Annotated in this window: 14 protein-coding genes; 7 read left to right on the plus strand and 7 right to left on the minus strand. The window is 58.0% G+C overall.

All coding sequences use genetic code 11. The annotated features are described in order from the left end of the window. Positions 1-164 precede the first annotated feature (164 nt). The 7 genes from AO068_RS03550 to AO068_RS03580 all read left to right on the plus strand — a co-directional run bounded on the left by AO068_RS03550 (position 165) and on the right by AO068_RS03580 (position 7,942). Entirely contained in the window at positions 165-1,439 is a 1,275-nt protein-coding gene (locus tag AO068_RS03550) for an ABC transporter substrate-binding protein (RefSeq protein ID WP_058407668.1), read from the plus strand. 21 nt (positions 1,440-1,460) lie between these two features. Further along, complete coding sequence (locus AO068_RS03555) at positions 1,461-2,423, plus strand: carbohydrate ABC transporter permease (protein WP_058407669.1); 963 nt, start codon at positions 1,461-1,463, stop codon at positions 2,421-2,423. Further along, positions 2,420-3,262, plus strand: coding sequence for a carbohydrate ABC transporter permease (locus tag AO068_RS03560; protein ID WP_058407670.1), 843 nt, complete (start codon positions 2,420-2,422; stop codon positions 3,260-3,262). The genes AO068_RS03555 and AO068_RS03560 overlap by 4 nt, the downstream gene beginning before the upstream one ends. Positions 3,263-3,289: 27 nt before the next feature. After that, complete coding sequence (locus AO068_RS03565) at positions 3,290-4,435, plus strand: ABC transporter ATP-binding protein (protein WP_058407671.1); 1,146 nt, start codon at positions 3,290-3,292, stop codon at positions 4,433-4,435. Continuing rightward, entirely contained in the window at positions 4,432-5,946 is a 1,515-nt protein-coding gene (locus AO068_RS03570; protein ID WP_058407672.1) for a glycoside hydrolase family 32 protein, read from the plus strand. Before AO068_RS03565 ends, AO068_RS03570 begins: the two co-directional genes overlap by 4 nt. 67 nt (positions 5,947-6,013) lie before the next feature. Continuing rightward, the gene (locus AO068_RS03575) at positions 6,014-7,006 is read left to right on the plus strand and encodes a LacI family DNA-binding transcriptional regulator (protein ID WP_057401615.1); all 993 of its coding nucleotides are present in this window, start codon (positions 6,014-6,016) and stop codon (positions 7,004-7,006) included. A gap of 129 nt (positions 7,007-7,135) precedes the next feature. Beyond that, entirely contained in the window at positions 7,136-7,942 is an 807-nt protein-coding gene (locus AO068_RS03580) for an isocitrate lyase/PEP mutase family protein (RefSeq protein ID WP_058407673.1), read from the plus strand. A gap of 262 nt (positions 7,943-8,204) precedes the next feature. Here the strand turns inward: AO068_RS03580 and glmS are convergent, their stop codons facing one another. The 7 genes from glmS to atpA form a co-directional block, all read right to left on the minus strand. Next, positions 8,205-10,040, minus strand: a complete 1,836-nt coding sequence (glmS, locus tag AO068_RS03585; protein WP_058407674.1) for a glutamine--fructose-6-phosphate transaminase (isomerizing) — start codon at positions 10,038-10,040, stop codon at positions 8,205-8,207. A gap of 9 nt (positions 10,041-10,049) precedes the next feature. After that, entirely contained in the window at positions 10,050-10,817 is a 768-nt protein-coding gene (locus AO068_RS03590; protein ID WP_058407675.1) for a DeoR/GlpR family DNA-binding transcription regulator, read from the minus strand. 220 nt (positions 10,818-11,037) lie between these two features. Continuing rightward, positions 11,038-12,405: a bifunctional UDP-N-acetylglucosamine diphosphorylase/glucosamine-1-phosphate N-acetyltransferase GlmU gene (glmU, locus tag AO068_RS03595; protein WP_058407676.1), complete on the minus strand. Its 1,368-nt coding sequence runs from the start codon at positions 12,403-12,405 to the stop codon at positions 11,038-11,040. Positions 12,406-12,530: 125 nt separating this feature from the next. Continuing rightward, on the minus strand, positions 12,531-12,956 hold the full coding sequence (locus tag AO068_RS03600; RefSeq protein ID WP_002555981.1) for a F0F1 ATP synthase subunit epsilon: 426 nt from the start codon (positions 12,954-12,956) through the stop codon (positions 12,531-12,533). A 44-nt stretch (positions 12,957-13,000) separates the two neighbouring features. Beyond that, positions 13,001-14,380 carry a F0F1 ATP synthase subunit beta gene (gene atpD / locus AO068_RS03605; protein ID WP_002555982.1) on the minus strand — a complete coding sequence of 460 codons (1,380 nt, stop codon included), beginning with the start codon at positions 14,378-14,380 and terminating at the stop codon, positions 13,001-13,003. Positions 14,381-14,407: 27 nt separating this feature from the next. After that, positions 14,408-15,268, minus strand: coding sequence for a F0F1 ATP synthase subunit gamma (gene atpG / locus AO068_RS03610; protein ID WP_003367855.1), 861 nt, complete (start codon positions 15,266-15,268; stop codon positions 14,408-14,410). Positions 15,269-15,318: 50 nt separating this feature from the next. After that, positions 15,319-16,863, minus strand: coding sequence for a F0F1 ATP synthase subunit alpha (gene atpA, locus AO068_RS03615; RefSeq protein WP_002555984.1), 1,545 nt, complete (start codon positions 16,861-16,863; stop codon positions 15,319-15,321). Positions 16,864-16,877 lie beyond the last annotated feature (14 nt).

The following is a 16,877-nucleotide window of genomic DNA, read 5'->3' on the forward strand; positions in this document are numbered from 1 at the left end:
GACTTCCTGTTTTGTTTTTATTGTTTTCGTGACGTTGGCCGAGCCTTTTTCCTTCAGCACAAAATTGTGCAAATCGGAGAAAAAAGGGTGCCACATCGAAAATACGCTGTTACATTGACGATGTTAACGTTAACTTTTATAAAAACAAAAATAAAGAGGGCTCTATGAAACAGCTGAAATCTCTTCTTCCCGCCGCGCTGCTCACCCTGTCTGCCGGGTTTTCTGCGCTGTCGAACGCAGCCGATCTGACGATCTCGTGCGGGGCCGTCGGCGCTGAATTGCAACTGTGCAAGGAGGCAGTCGATAGCTGGTCAAAACAGACCGGCAACAACGTTCAGGTGGTTTCCACGCCTAACTCTGCAACCGAGCGCCTGTCGTTCTACCAGCAGATCCTCAGCGCCAAGTCCACCGACATCGACATCATCCAGATCGACATGGTGTGGCCGGGTATGCTCGCCACGCACCTGACGGACCTGCGCGAGCTGCTTCCAGCGAATGCGACACAAGGCTATTTCCAGGCACAGGTGGACAACGCCACCGTCGACGGCCGGCTGGTGACAATGCCCTGGTTCACCGACTCGGGGCTGCTGTACTACCGCAAGGATTTGCTCGAAAAATACCAAAAGCCGATCCCCCAGACCTGGGAGGACATGACCGCTACCGCCAGGCAGGTGCAACAGGCCGAGCGCGATGCGGGCAACGCCAATATGTGGGGCTATGTCTTCCAGGGGCGCGCCTATGAAGGCCTGACGTGCAACGCCCTGGAATGGATCAGCAGCCAGCCGGACGGCGGACTGATCAACCCACGAGGAGACATCGTGGTGAACAGCCAGGCCTCAAGAGCCGCATTGACCCTGGCAAAAAGCTGGGTCGGCGACATCTCCCCGCGCGGCGTACTCAATTACACCGAGGAAGAAGGGCGCGGTGTATTCCAGTCGGGTAACGCGCTGTTCATGCGTAACTGGCCTTACGTCTGGGCCTTGGTGCAAAGCAAGGACAGCGCGGTAAAAGACAAGGTTGGCGTCGCTCCCCTGCCGCGTGGCGGTGCGAACGGTACTCATGCTTCCACGCTCGGAGGCTGGGGCCTGGCGGTATCGCGATACAGCAGCAACCCCAAGCTTGCCGCAGAACTGGTGGCGTACCTGACCAGTGCCCAACAGCAAAAACAGCGTGCCCTGGCAGGCGCTTACAACCCGGTTATCGAGTCGCTTTATACCGACCCCGAGTTGCTCGCGGCGATGCCTTACTACACCCAGTTGCACGGCATCCTCAGCAATGGGGTCATGCGCCCTGCCGCCATCACCGCCAGCGGCTACCCGCGTGTCTCCAACGCGTTCTTTGATCGAGTGCATAGCGTGCTGGCGGGCGATTTGCCGGTCGATCAGGCACTGGTCGACCTGGAACGCGACCTGACGCGCATCAAGCGCCGGAACTGGTAAGCCACATGTAAGGAGATCAACATGCCTTCCTCTTCTATCGACTTTCCCGGTGACGACGTCCTGATTACCCGGGAAACGCCTGTGCAACGTCGCAGGTTACGTGCCGCCTGGCTGTTTCTGACGCCGATGCTGGTGTGCCTGACGCTGGTGGCGGCCTGGCCGTTACTTCGCACTTTCTGGTTCAGCCTTACCGACGCCGATCTGTCGGACACTGAAGGCGGCTCATTCATTGGCCTGAGCAATTATCTGCTCTACGACGGCAACCTCTGGTCAGGCGTCCTGGTCGATCCGCAATGGTGGAACGCGGTGCGCAACACCTTGCATTTCACCGCGGTGTCGGTAGGGCTGGAAATGGTCCTGGGCCTGTTGGTGGCGTTGCTGTTGAACGTCAAATTCACTGGCCGCGCGCTGGTCCGTGCGTTGATCCTGATCCCCTGGGCGATTCCGACTATTGTCTCGGCGAAGATCTGGTCATGGATGCTCAATGACCAGTTCGGCATCATCAACCACATGATGCTGAGCCTGGGCCTGATCGACGCGCCGCTGGCCTGGACGGCAGATGCGGACCTGTCGATGTGGGCTGTCATCATCGTCGACGTCTGGAAGACCGTGCCCTTCGTCACCTTGCTGATGCTGGCGGCCCTGCAGATGCTGCCAAGCGATTGCTACGAGGCTGCCAGAGTCGACGGCATTCATCCGCTGCGGGTGTTCTGGCGTGTCACGTTGCCGTTGCTGATGCCGGCCTTGTTGGTCGCGGCAATCTTTCGCATCCTCGACTCACTACGGGTGTTCGACGTCATCTATGTGCTGACCTCCAATTCCTCGAGCACCATGAGCATGTCGGTCTATGCCCGCCAGCATTTGGTGGAATTCCAGGACGTAGGCTACGGCAGCGCAGCCTCGACCCTGCTGTTTCTGGTCGTGGCAGTGATTGCCATGCTTTATCTGTACCTCGGCCGTCGCCAACTGGAGGTGCGTTCATGAACCTGCGCCAACTGAAGAAAGCACTCTTACGTGCAGGTTTCTGGTGCCTGATCGGGATCTTGCTGCTCTACGCGATCTTCCCTTTCTACTACGCCATCGTGACATCGCTGAAGCCTTCCAGTGCCTTGTTCGAGGCTAGCTACTGGATTGCCAAACCCGACTTCTCCAATTACGCGGCAGTTCTCAGCCAGCCGTCATTCCTGCAGGCCATCGCCAACTCGCTGGTGGTTGCGCTGAGTGTCGTGATGCTGGCGCTGTTTCTCGGTCTGACCGCGTCCTATGCCTTGGGCAGGGTCAAGTTCCGTGGGCGCGGCACGGTCCTGATGATGGTTCTCGGCGTCTCCATGTTTCCTCAGGTCGCGGTGCTGTCGGGGCTGTTTGAAGTCATCCGCGCGCTGGGTCTCTATAACACCTCATGGGCGTTGATCCTCAGCTACACGATTTTCACCCTGCCCTTCACCGTCTGGGTGCTGACCACGTTCATGGGGCAACTGCCGCATGAACTGGAGGAAGCGGCAATCATGGATGGTGCCTCGCCTTGGGTCACGCTCACCCGTGTGCTGTTGCCACTGCTGTGGCCCGCGCTGGTCACCACCGGCCTGCTGGCTTTTATTGCCGCGTGGAACGAATTCCTGTTTGCCCTGACCTTCACCCTGACAGATGCCCAACGAACGGTCCCGGTCGCCATCGCCCTGATTTCAGGTGGTAGCTCTCACGAATTGCCCTGGGGTCTGTTGATGGCGGCGTCGGTACTGGTGACCGTCCCCCTGGTGATTCTGGTGCTGATCTTCCAGCGCCGCATCGTTTCCGGCCTCACTGCAGGCGCGTTGAAAGGTTGATGCACACAACTGACGAGGAACAGCATCATGATGAAATTGAAGCTAGCCAACATCAACAAGCAATTGGGCGGCACACGTATTCTGCGCGACGTCAGCCTGGAGATCGCTGCAGGTGAGTTCGTTGTGTTCGTTGGCCCTTCGGGCTGCGGAAAGTCAACTCTGCTGCGCTTGATCGCCGGACTGGACTCGATCTGTGGTGGCGACCTGCTGATCGACGGACGCCGGGTCAATGACCTGGAACCGCGCGAGCGTGGCGTCGGCATGGTCTTTCAGTCTTACGCTTTGTATCCGCACATGAGCGTCTACGACAACATCAGTTTCGGTCTCAAGCTGGCCAAGACTGAAAAAGGCAGCCTGCGCGAACGCGTGCTGAAAACCGCACAGATCCTGCAACTGGAAAAACTGCTGCAACGCAAACCCAGAGAGCTGTCCGGTGGGCAGCGCCAGCGTGTTGCAATGGGCAGAGCCATGGCGCGGGAACCGGACATTTTGTTGTTCGATGAACCGCTCTCCAACCTTGATGCCTCGTTGCGGGTGCAGATGCGCAACGAAATCGCGCGTCTCCACAAACGGCTGGGCTCGACCATGATCTACGTCACTCACGATCAGGTAGAGGCCATGACCCTGGCTGACAAAATTGTCGTCCTCAACGGCGGTCAGGTCGAACAGGTTGGCTCACCACGCGAACTCTACGAGCGCCCCGCCAGCCACTTCGTCGCCGGTTTTCTGGGCTCGCCGAGAATGAATTTTCTGTCAGTACGCTTGCACGCACCAAGCCGCAACAGCCTGATCGATATCCCGGCACTGGGCATGACATCACTGCCCTTCGACAGCTCGAACCTTGCCGAAGACGCGCAATTGACCCTGGGTGTCCGTCCGGAACACATATCTCTAAGTGCAGCGAACAGTGGCACTGGCGTCACCGTGAGCGGTGTCGAATACCTGGGCAGCGAGGTCTACGTGCACCTCGCTACAGACGAGAACGAACCCTTGATCTGCCGGTGCGAAGCAAAAGCCGGATGGCAGGTGGGCGACCGGGTCGCGCTGCATTTCGATACCGAAAATCTGCACGTGTTCGACGCCGATGGCCTGGCCTTGAAACGCCACTCTGACGCCGACCAACACCTGACCCACGACACCACGCCGCACTTCGTACAAGCGGGTTCCCTATGAGTTTTTCTGTGAATGCCATGAAAGGTCCAATGTCCACCGCCCTTGAGCGCGCGCACCATGCATTGAGGGATAGCCTGGCGCAGGTAATCCACGATTATCGACCCGGTTATCACCTGGCCCCGCCTGCGGGCTGGATGAACGACCCTAACGGGGTGGTGTACTTTCGCGGCGAATACCACGTGTTTTATCAGCACCACCCCTTCGATGCGAAATGGGGCCCGATGTACTGGGGCCACGCCAAGAGTGCTGATCTGGTCCATTGGCAGCACCTGCCCATTGCATTGGCACCGGGCGATGACTGCGACCGGGACGGTTGTTTTTCCGGCAGCGCAGTGGTGTGTGGCGACACACTGGCTTTGATCTACACCGGACACACCTGGCTGGGTGAGGTAGGCGACGAGCTTATGATCCGTCAGGTGCAGTGCCTGGCCACCAGTCTCGACGGCATCAACTTCGTCAAACACGGCGCCGTCATCGACAGCCCGCCGCAAGACACGATCATTCATTTCCGTGACCCGAAGGTCTGGCAGCAGGATGACCACTGGTACCTGATTGCCGGCGCGCGCCTGGGCGACGAGCCGCTGCTGCCGTTGTACCGGTCTGCGGACCTGCACGCCTGGGAATTCGTGAGCTATGTGTCCAGTGGCAACGACGGCGATGGTTATATGTGGGAATGCCCAGACCTGTTTCGCCTTGATGGACGCGATGTACTGCTTTACTCCCCGCAAGGCATGCCAGCGCAGGGCTACGAGCGACTAAACAAGTTTCATACCGGCTACCGAGTGGGCCAAATTGACAGCCAATGGCAGTTCAACGGCGGGCCCTTTATCGAACTGGATAACGGCCACGACTTCTATGCTGCGCAGACCCTTGTGGCTGCCGATGGCAGACGTCTGGTGTGGGCGTGGCTCGATATGTGGGAAAGCCCGACCCCCACTGCAAACCATCACTGGCGCGGAATGCTCGGCCTGCCACGCGAACTCGAGTTGCGTGACGATCGACTTTGCGTGCACCCCGCTCGCGAACTGACAGCATTGCGCAACGCGTCATTGCCAGGCACTCCCTGGTGGAGCGGACCGGGCACTCAGTGGCTGAATGACGTACACGGCGATCTGCTCGAAATCCACGTACACCTGGACCTGCTCGACTGCATCGAAGGTCACCTGGGAGTGGCGTTGCGTTGCAGTTCAGATGGCAAGGAGCAAACTCTGCTTTACTACGATGCGTCGCTAAAACGTTTGATACTGGACCGCGATCAGTCGGGCACCCACGTCAACGGTCAACGCAGCGTAGCAATAGACCCACAACAGGAGCGGCTTGAGTTGCGAGTCTTCCTGGATCGCTCATCCATTGAGGTATTCGATCAAAACGGCCGCTTCAGCTTCAGTAGCCGCCTTTATCCACAGACCGACAGCCTGGGGGTCAAGCTTATTGCCAACGGAACTGGAGGCCGGGTGCGTATTGCCAGCGCCTGGGAACTCTCCTCGGGATACTTACAGGTAAATCATTGAAGTCGCGAAAAAAATCAGGCCTCTGTAGCATGATAATTATCAGTCAACCTGACAGGCCCCGCCTTGCATGACCTCAGTTAAAGACGTTGCACGATTGGCCGGTGTGTCCCTGATGACGGTATCTCGGGCACTCAATAATCCGGAAAAACTGAGCCCCGAGACGTATCAGCGAGTCCGTAGCGCGATTGACGAGCTTCAATTCGTACCCAGCCTGTCAGCGCGCAGGATTCGCGGCGACAACTTGCAGACACGAACCATCGGAGTGTTTGCGCTGGACACCGCGACAACGCCGTTTGCGGTCGAACTGCTGCTGTCCATCGAGCAGACCGCACAGCAAGCAGGCTGGAACGTATTTATCCTCAACCTGCTAAGCAACCCGCCCACCGACCAGAACGTCGACCTGATGCTGTCCCACCGACCTGACGGGTTGATCTTCAGCGCCATGGGGTTGCGCGAAGTAACTATTCCCCAGCGCTTGAAAAGCAAACCGCTGGTGCTCGCCAACTGCGTAGCCGATGACAGCAGCCTCGTCAGTTATGTGCCAGACGACGAAACAGGGCAGTACCGCGCCTTGCACCATGCGTTCAGCCAGGGCTACCGACGTCCGTTGTTTATCAATCTGCCAAAAAAGAGCCTGGCCTGGAAAATTCGCCAGGCGGGTATGCAGCGTGCCTGCCAGGCATTCGGCATGGCTACCGGCGAACTCTTGCAATACGACCTCTCCGAGCACGACGCCTATGGGGAAACCGCAGCCATCCTCGAACGGCACATGATTGATGGCCGTCCGCAGTTCGATATTCTGATTTGCGGCAATGACCGCATAGCCTTTTGTGCCTACCAACTGCTGCTGGGCCGTGGCCTGAAAATCCCCGGTGATGTCGCCGTGCTGGGCTATGACAATATGATCGGCATCTCCGAACTGTTCATCCCTGCGCTGACCACCGTGCAACTGCCGTATTACGAGATCGGCCGCAATGCCGCCCGGTACTTGATCGATGGCCTCGAAGTCTCGGGTGCCCAGCCGGTAGATTGCCCGCTTGTGGTCAGGGAGTCGTTATGAAATGAAGGGCTTGTGTGGGCTGGATCGCGCCTCAACGCGGAGTAACCACGCTTGTATAGCGGACGGCTTCTACCTCCAGTCGCCTGCCTGCCAAGGTCAACAGATGGCAACTTTCAGACAGGAAGTGTTATGAAACCACTGGACAATGTTTTTCATGAGTTACACAAGAATGGCCTTTTGATCCTGGCCAATGTCAGCGATGCAGGCGGCGCAAGAGTCGTAGAGTCATTGGGTGCCACCGCGATCGCCACCAGCAGTGCGGGCATGGCATGGGCGCATGGTTACGCCGATGGCAACAAACTCCCCCTTACGCGTCTGGCGGCCAGCGTTGAATCCATGACGCGAATACTGCACGTCCCCCTGACGGTAGACATTGAGGCCGGTTACTCCGACGACCTCCAACACGTTGCCAAGGTTGTCGAAGCAGTTGTCGCTTCAGGTGCCGTGGGTATCAACATCGAAGACGGTGCCGCACCACCGGAGGTACTTGTGCGCAAAATCGGAGTTGCCCGAGAAGTCGCCAACAAGCACGGCGTTAACCTATTCATCAATGCGCGCAGTGACGTCTACCTGAAAAGCCTGGTGCCCGCCTCCCAGCGTCTCGATGAAATCATCCGGCGTGCAGCGCTTTATGCACAAGCAGGAGCCAACGGCCTTTTCGCCGCAGGTATGGTCACACCCGCCGAGATTTCCACACTGTGCAACGCCTCCACACTACCGGTGAACCTGCTTGCCCGAGATGGGCTGTCAGCGCCCGAAGAACTGCAGCGCCTAGGCGTTAGACGCCTGAGCGCTGGTTCCAGTATTGCGGAGTTCCTGTACGACGCGATGGAAGGGCTGGCCCGCTCTTTCATCGAGCGCGGACAGCTGGATACGCAGGCGCTTACGGGTCTTACGTATGGGAAGTTGAATGGCTTGATGGCGGAGCGTGGATAAAGCGACAGGCCCTTGGGCAGCTTGAGCGAAAAGTGCTCAGGTGCATGGGGCCATGACGTCTTCCGCGACATCCCTACTTAGGTAACGCGGCGCGGTGATAGGCCCTTTAAGGCCCATCACTGCGGATGCAAAACACTCCGGACCGGTGCTTTTCAGGGACCTAAGCCAGCGATGTTCGTGGCCTCAGGGAAACACGTGGGGAAAAGCGGCCACTTGCGACGGTGTTAATTCACAAACACCAACATTTCCCCCTGTGGATAACTCACTCCACCGTCACCGACTTCGCCAGGTTCCTCGGCTGGTCAACATCCGTCCCTTTCAACACAGCCACATAATACGAAAGCAGCTGCAGCGGAATGGTGTACAGAATCGGTGCCAGGGCGTCGATGATGTGCGGCATGGCGATGACGTGAGTGCCTTCGCCGTTCTTGAGCCCAGCCAGCTCATCCGCGAACACGATCAACTCACCGCCGCGGGCGCGTACTTCCTGCAGGTTGGATTTGAGTTTTTCCAGCAGCTCGTTGTTCGGCGCGACGGTGACGACCGGCATGTCGGCATCGACCAGCGCCAGCGGGCCGTGTTTCAGCTCGCCAGCCGGATAGGCTTCGGCGTGGATGTAGGAGATCTCTTTGAGCTTGAGTGCGCCTTCCATTGCTACAGGGAATTGCGCGCCGCGGCCGAGGAACAGGGTGTGGTGCTTCTCGGCGAACAGCTCGGCGACTTTCTCGATGGTGCCGTCCATTGCCAGGGCTTCACCGAGTCGGGTTGGCAGACGGCGCAGTTCTTCGACCAGTTGTGCTTCAACGCCCTCTTCCAACGAACCTTTGACTTGGCCGAGTGACAGGGTCAGCAATAGCAAGGCGACCAGTTGGGTGGTGAAGGCTTTGGTCGATGCCACGCCGATTTCCGGGCCAGCCTGGGTTAGCAGGGTCAGGTCGGATTCACGTACCAGCGAGCTGATGCCGACGTTGCAGATAGCCAGGCTGGCCAGAAAGCCCAGTTCCTTGGCGTTGCGCAGCGCTGCCAGCGTGTCGGCGGTTTCACCGGATTGCGAGATCGAGACGAACAGGGTGTCCGGCTGAACCACAACCTTGCGGTAGCGGAACTCGCTGGCCACTTCCACCTGGCAAGGAATGCCGGCCAGACCTTCAAGCCAGTAACGCGCGACCATGCCTGCGTGGTAGCTGGTGCCACACGCCACGATCTGAACGTTGCGTACTTTGGCGAACAGTTCGGCAGCCTGTGGACCAAATGCGTGGACCAGCACTTGCTGTTGCCCCAGGCGACCTTCGAGGGTGCGCTGCACGACCTTGGGTTGCTCGTGGATTTCCTTGAGCATGAAGTGACGATATTCGCCCTTGTCAGCGGCTTCGGCGCCTTCATGGTATTGCACCACTTCACGCTCGACCGACACACCCTCGACGTTCCAGATCTGCACGCTGTCGCGACGGATCTCGGCAATATCGCCTTCTTCCAGGTACATGAAACGGTCGGTCACCTGACGCAGCGCCAGTTGGTCAGAGGCCAGGAAGTTTTCACCCAGGCCCATGCCGATCACCAGCGGGCTGCCACTGCGGGCGGCCAGCAGGCGATCCGGTTGTGCAGCGTTGATCACGGCAAGACCGTAGGCACCGTGCAATTCTTTCACGGCAGCCTTCAGGGCAACCGCCAGATCTGGCGTGTCCTTGAGCTTGTGGTGCAGCAGGTGAACGATGACTTCGGTGTCGGTATCGGATGCGAAGACGTAACCCAGGCTTTTCAGCTGTTCACGTAGCGCTTCGTGGTTCTCGATGATGCCGTTGTGGACAACTGCCAGTTTATCGGCCGAGAAGTGTGGATGAGCGTTACGTTCACATGGTGCACCGTGGGTCGCCCAACGGGTGTGGGCGATGCCCAGACGGCCGATCAGCGGCTCGCCTGCCAGCGCCTGTTCCAGCTCACTAACCTTGCCCGAGCGACGACGGCGCTCAAGGCTGCCTTCGTTGGTGAAAACAGCCACGCCCGCGCTGTCGTAACCGCGGTACTCAAGACGCTTGAGGCCTTCGAGCAAAATGGCCGTGATATTACGTTCAGCAACGGCGCCGACGATTCCACACATGGTTATCTCCTAGCTGACAGCAGCACAAATCAGATTGATGCCGCGGGCCTGTATCTGATCGCGAGCCTCGCTGGGCAAGCGATCATCAGTAATAAGGGTGTGGATACTGCTCCAGGGCAGCTCCAGATTGGGGATCTTGCGACCGACCTTGTCGGCCTCGACCATGACAATGACTTCCCGGGCGACTTCCGACATGACCCGGCTCAAACCCAGCAGCTCATTGAACGTGGTGGTGCCACGAGTCAGATCGATGCCGTCAGCACCGATGAACAACTGATCAAAGTCATAGGAGCGCAGTACCTGTTCGGCGACCTGCCCCTGAAAAGACTCCGAGTGCGGATCCCACGTTCCGCCGGTCATCAACAGAACCGGTTCGTGCTCCAGCTCGGTAAGGGCTCGCGCCACATGCAGGGAATTGGTCATGACCACCAGGCCGGGTTGCTGGCCCAGCTCAGGAATCAACGCAGCCGTAGTACTGCCACTGTCGACAATAATTCTGGCGTGCTCGCGAATTCGGGAAACCGCAGCGCGGGCAATGGCCTGTTTGTAACGGGAAACCGGCTGGCTGCTTTCGCTGATCAGCTCGTGAGGAAGCGGCACTGCGCCCCCGTAACGGCGCAATAGCAAACCGTTGGTTTCGAGGGCTGCCAGATCCTTTCGAATCGTAACTTCAGAAGTTTCAAAGCGTCTGGCCAAATCGTCGACACTGACTTCACCCAGCTCATTGAGCAGGGCAAGAATGTTGTGGCGACGTTGTGGTGTATTGCGCTTCGACATGACAGCCTTAAGTTTCGTTTCGAAAGATAACAAAGGCAATCAAAACCTATTTTTTGGGTTTGGTCAAGGTTTCGGTATCTGTGCCTGATCGTACCCATGCTCCGCGTGGGTATGCAGTTCTGGACGCTCCGCGTCCTATCTTGAGTGTCAGGTGTGGATAGTTATGGACGCGTGCCAATGTTGAGCATTGGCACGTGAGTCACCGGGAGCTGTGGATAACTCAGTCTTTCCTGATTTTTACCGGACGCTTCCAGCCTTCGATGTTGCGTTGGCGGGCGCGAGCCACGCCGAGTTGTTCAGCGGGCACGTTCTGCGTGATGGTCGAACCGGCTGCGGTCGTAGCACCATCAAAGATATCCACAGGCGCGACCAGTGAGTTGTTAGAACCAATGAACACGTCTGCACCCAATGTGGTCTTGTGCTTGTTGGCCCCATCGTAATTGCAGGTGATGGTGCCGGCACCGATATTGGTACGTGCGCCGACCTCGGCATCGCCCAGATAGGTCAGGTGGCCAACCTTGGCACCCTCGCCCAGATTCGCATTCTTGAGTTCAACAAAGTTACCCACATGCGCTTTGGCGCCCAGCACACTGCCAGGGCGCAGGCGTGCAAACGGGCCGGCATCGCTGCCCTCGCCCAGAATTGCGCCTTCGATGTGGCTGTTGGCTTTGACGACGACACCTTTGCGCAGGGTGCTGTCCTTGATCACGCAGTTAGGGCCGATGACCACGTTGTCCTCGATGACTACCTTCCCTTCGAGGATAACGTTGATGTCGATCAGCACATCGCGGCCGACGCTGACTTCGCCGCGCACATCGAATCGCGCAGGGTCACGCAGGGTCACACCACCTGCCATCAACCGGCGGGCTTCGCGCATCTGATAATGGCGCTCCAGTTCGGAGAGCTGTTTGCGATCATTGGCGCCCTGCACTTCCATTGCGTCGTAAGGCTGCTCTGTGGCAACAATCAGCCCGTCATTGACGGCCATGGCGATTACGTCAGTGAGGTAATACTCGCCTTGGGCGTTGTTGTTGGACAGCCGCCCCAGCCAGTCAGCGAGACGCTTGGCAGGCACCGCGAGAATGCCCGTGTTACCTTCGGTGATTGCCTTCTGTGCATCGTTCGCATCCTTGTGCTCGACAATCGCGCAGACACGATTCTGCTCGTCGCGAACAATGCGGCCGTAACCGGTGGGGTCGTCCAGAGTGACGGTCAACAGGCCCAGTTGCTGCGGATTGACGAGTTTGAGCAGGCGCGCAAGCGTCTCCACTTCAATCAACGGCACATCGCCATAAAGAATCAACACGGTCTCAGCCGTAAGTGCAGGCAGCGCCTGAGCAACGGCGTGGCCTGTGCCCAGTTGCTTGTCCTGCATCACGAAATTCAGGTCATCGGCTGCCAGCTGTTCACGAACAGCATCCGCGCCGTGTCCGATCACGACGTGTATTCCACGTGGGGATAACTGACGCGCGCTGTGGATAACATGACCGAGCATGGAGTTGCCAGCCACGGGATGCAGGACCTTGGGCAAGGCGGAACGCATCCGGGTACCTTGGCCAGCAGCGAGAATAACGATATCGAGAGACATGATAGGACTACCAACTGAGCGGCAACCAGGCCGAAGGCGGGCTGACTTGAAAGAGGAAATCTGAAAAAAGAAAAAGGGTAGCCGAGGCTACCCTTTTTCTCAATCGCGCATCGAATGCAGCGGGGTTAGCCGCCGAACTTCTTGCGAATTTGCTGAACGGTGCGCAGCTGAGCTGCAGCCTCGGCCAGACGAGCAGTTGCAGAGCCGTAGTCGAAATCTGCGCCTTTCTCGTTCAGAGCCTTCTCGGCAGCCAGTACGGCAGCCTGAGCAGAAGCTTCATCCAGGTCGGCAGCACGTTGCACAGTATCGGCAAGCACCTTGACCATGTTCGGCTGAACCTCAAGGAAACCACCGGAGATGTAAAACACCTCGGCTTCCCCACCCTGCTTGATCAAGCGGATCGGGCCCGGCTTCAGATCAGTGATCAGCGGCGCGTGGCCTGGAGCGATACCGAGATCACCCAGGTTGCCGTGCGCAATCACCATCTCGACCAGACCGGAGAAGATTTCCCCTTCCGCGCTGACGATGTCGCAATGGACTGTCATAGCCATTTGCTTGCCTCAACCTAATTAGCGCCCGTTTCCGGGCGCCGGGATTACAGTTTCTTGGCTTTCTCGATCGCTTCTTCGATGCCGCCGACCATGTAGAACGCTTGTTCTGGCAGGTGGTCGTAGTCACCGTTGAGGATGCCTTTGAAGCCAGCAATGGTGTCTTTCAGGGAAACGTATTTACCCGAAGCACCGGTGAAGACTTCTGCCACGAAGAAAGGCTGGGACAGGAAGCGCTGGATCTTACGAGCACGGTTAACCAACTGTTTGTCGGTCTCCGACAGCTCGTCCATACCCAGAATCGCGATGATGTCTTTCAGCTCTTTGTAACGCTGCAACACGTACTGAACGCCGCGAGCGGTGTCGTAGTGTTCCTGGCCAATGACGTTCGGGTCCAGCTGACGCGAAGTCGAGTCCAGTGGGTCTACCGCAGGGTAGATACCCAGGGAAGCGATGTCACGGGACAGTACGACGGTGGCGTCCAAGTGGGCAAACGTGGTCGCAGGCGACGGGTCAGTCAAGTCGTCCGCTGGTACGTATACGGCCTGGATCGAGGTGATCGAACCATTCTTGGTGGAAGTGATGCGCTCTTGCAGAGTGCCCATCTCTTCAGCCAGAGTCGGCTGGTAACCTACTGCGGAAGGCATACGGCCCAGCAGTGCGGATACTTCGGTACCGGCCAGGGTGTAACGATAGATGTTGTCGACGAACAGCAGTACGTCGTTACCTTCGTCACGGAACTTCTCGGCCATGGTCAGGCCGGTCAGTGCTACGCGCAGACGGTTACCCGGCGGCTCGTTCATCTGACCGTAAACCAGTGCCACTTTGTCCAGAACGTTGGAATCCTTCATCTCGTGGTAGAAGTCGTTACCCTCACGAGTACGCTCACCCACACCGGCGAACACGGAATAACCGCTGTGCTCGATGGCGATGTTACGGATCAGTTCCATCATGTTTACGGTCTTGCCGACACCGGCACCACCGAACAGACCGACTTTACCGCCTTTGGCGAACGGGCAAACCAGGTCGATAACCTTGATGCCGGTTTCCAGAAGGTCGTTGCCGCCAGCCTGCTCAGCGAAGGACGGTGCAGGACGGTGAATGCCCCAGCGCTCTTCGGTGGCAATCGGGCCAGCTTCGTCGATCGGGTTGCCCAGCACGTCCATGATCCGGCCCAGAGTCGCTTTACCGACCGGTACGGAGATGGCTGCGCCAGAGTCTGTTACTTCCAGACCACGCTTCAAGCCCTCGGTGGAGCCCATCGCAATGGTACGAACCACGCCGTCGCCCAGCTGCTGCTGAACTTCCAGGGTGGTTCCTGCCGCGCTTTGAACTTCCAGCGCGTTGTAGATACTCGGTACGCTATCGCGTGGGAATTCCACGTCGATCACGGCGCCGATGATTTGAACGATACGTCCGCTACTCATTAGCTGGTTCCTCTAATATTTGAACCGTTAAACCGCGGCAGCGCCGCCGACGATTTCCGAGATCTCTTGGGTGATCGCTGCCTGACGCGCCTTGTTGTAGATCAGCTGCAAATCGCTGATCAAATCACCGGCGTTGTCTGTGGCGTTCTTCATCGCGATCATCCGCGCTGCTTGTTCAGCTGCGTTGTTCTCGACCACCGCCTGGTACACCTGCGATTCCACGTAGCGAACCATAAGGCCGTCTAGCAGCTCTTTGGCATCGGGTTCGTAGAGATAGTCCCAGTGGTGCTTGAGCCCTTGATCCGGGGTTGCCACCAGCGGAATCAATTGCTCCACTGTTGGTTGCTGGGTCATGGTGTTGATGAACTTGTTGGATACCACGGACAGGCGATCAATACGGCCATCCAGGTAGGCATCCAGCATCACCTTGACGCTGCCGATCAAGTCGTTGATCGACGGCTCTTCGCCCAGGTGGCTGATCGCAGCGACGACGTTACCGCCGAAGTTGCGGAAAAATGCCGCACCTTTGCTGCCGACCACGCACAGATCGATCTCTACACCGTTTTCACGGTTCACCGCCATGTCCTTGACCAGAGTCTTGAACAGGTTGGTATTCAATCCACCACACAGACCACGGTCACTGCTCACTACGACATAACCGACGCGCTTCACAGGGCGCTCGATCATGAACGGGTGGCGGTACTCCGGGTTGGCGTTTGCCAGATGACCAATCACCTGACGAATGCGCTCCGCGTAAGGACGGCTAGCAGCCATGCGCATTTGAGCCTTGCGCATTTTGCTGACCGCCACTTTTTCCATGGCGCTGGTGATCTTTTGCGTGCTTTTGATGCTCGCAATCTTGCTGCGAATCTCTTTTGCGCCTGCCATGTAACACCTATCAGGTTAGCAAGCGGGAGCCTTGCGGCCCCCGCTGCGGCTTACCAGGTTTGGGTGGCCTTGAACTTCTCGATGCCGGCTTTCATGCCAGAATCGATTTCGTCATTGAAGTCACCCTTCACGTTGATCTTCGCCATCAAATCGGCGTGATCGCGGTTGAAGTAAGCAATCAGCGCTTGTTCAAAGCTGCCAATCTTGGCGATTTCGACGTCAGTCAGGAACCCACGCTCAGCGGCATACAGCGACAGCGCCATGTCAGCGATCGACATTGGTGCGTATTGCTTCTGCTTCATCAGCTCGGTAACGCGCTGACCATGCTCAAGTTGCTTGCGGGTCGCCTCGTCCAGGTCAGAAGCAAACTGGGCGAATGCCGCCAGTTCACGGTACTGAGCCAGAGCGGTACGGATACCACCGGAAAGCTTCTTGATGATCTTGGTCTGAGCGGCACCACCCACACGGGATACCGAAACACCGGCGTTCACAGCCGGACGGATGCCGGAGTTGAACATGGCCGATTCCAGGAAGATCTGACCGTCGGTGATGGAAATCACGTTGGTCGGAACGAACGCGGAAACGTCGCCAGCCTGGGTTTCGATGATCGGCAGTGCAGTCAGCGAGCCGGTTTTGCCGGTCACTGCGCCGTTGGTGAACTTCTCTACGTACTCTTCGGAAACACGCGATGCGCGCTCCAGCAGACGGGAGTGGAGATAGAACACGTCGCCTGGGTAAGCTTCACGGCCTGGTGGACGGCGCAGCAGCAGGGAAATCTGGCGGTAAGCCACTGCTTGCTTGGACAGATCGTCATAAACGATCAGCGCGTCTTCACCGCGGTCGCGGAAGAACTCGCCCATGGTGCAACCCGAGTACGGTGCAAGGAATTGCAGCGCAGCGGATTCGGAAGCACTTGCAGCCACGACGATGGTGTTAGCCAGTGCGCCGTTTTCTTCGAGCTTGCGAACAACGTTGGCGATGGTCGATTGCTTCTGACCGATTGCTACGTAGACGCAGAAGATGCCGCTGTTCTTCTGGTTGATGATTGCGTCGATGGCCAGAGCGGTTTTACCGATCTGACGGTCACCGATGATCAGCTCACGCTGGCCACGGCCGACAGGAATCATGGCATCGACAGCCTTGTAGCCAGTCTGTACAGGCTGGTCTACCGACTTACGCCAGATCACGCCTGGAGCAACTTTCTCGACCGCATCGGTCTCGGTGTTGTTCAGCGGACCTTTGCCGTCAACTGGGTTACCCAGTGCATCGACAACGCGACCCAGCAGTTCCTTACCAACCGGAACTTCGAGGATGCGGCCGGTGCACTTGGCGCTCATGCCTTCAGCCAGAGTCGTGTATGCGCCCAGTACAACGGCACCCACGGAGTCTTGCTCAAGGTTCAGCGCCATACCGTAGACGCCGCCCGGAAACTCGATCATCTCGCCGTACATTACGTCGGCCAGACCGTGAATCCGCACGATACCGTCAGACACGCTGACGACTGTGCCTTCGTTACGGGCTTGGGAGGTTACATCGAGCTTGTCGATGCGACCCTTGATGATTTCACTTATTTCGGAAGGATTGAGTTGCTGCATTGCTCTGCTGCCCC

The sequence above is a fragment of the Pseudomonas sp. ICMP 3272 genome (assembly GCF_001466905.1).
GTDB classification, from domain to species: Bacteria; Pseudomonadota; Gammaproteobacteria; order Pseudomonadales; family Pseudomonadaceae; genus Aquipseudomonas; species Aquipseudomonas amygdali.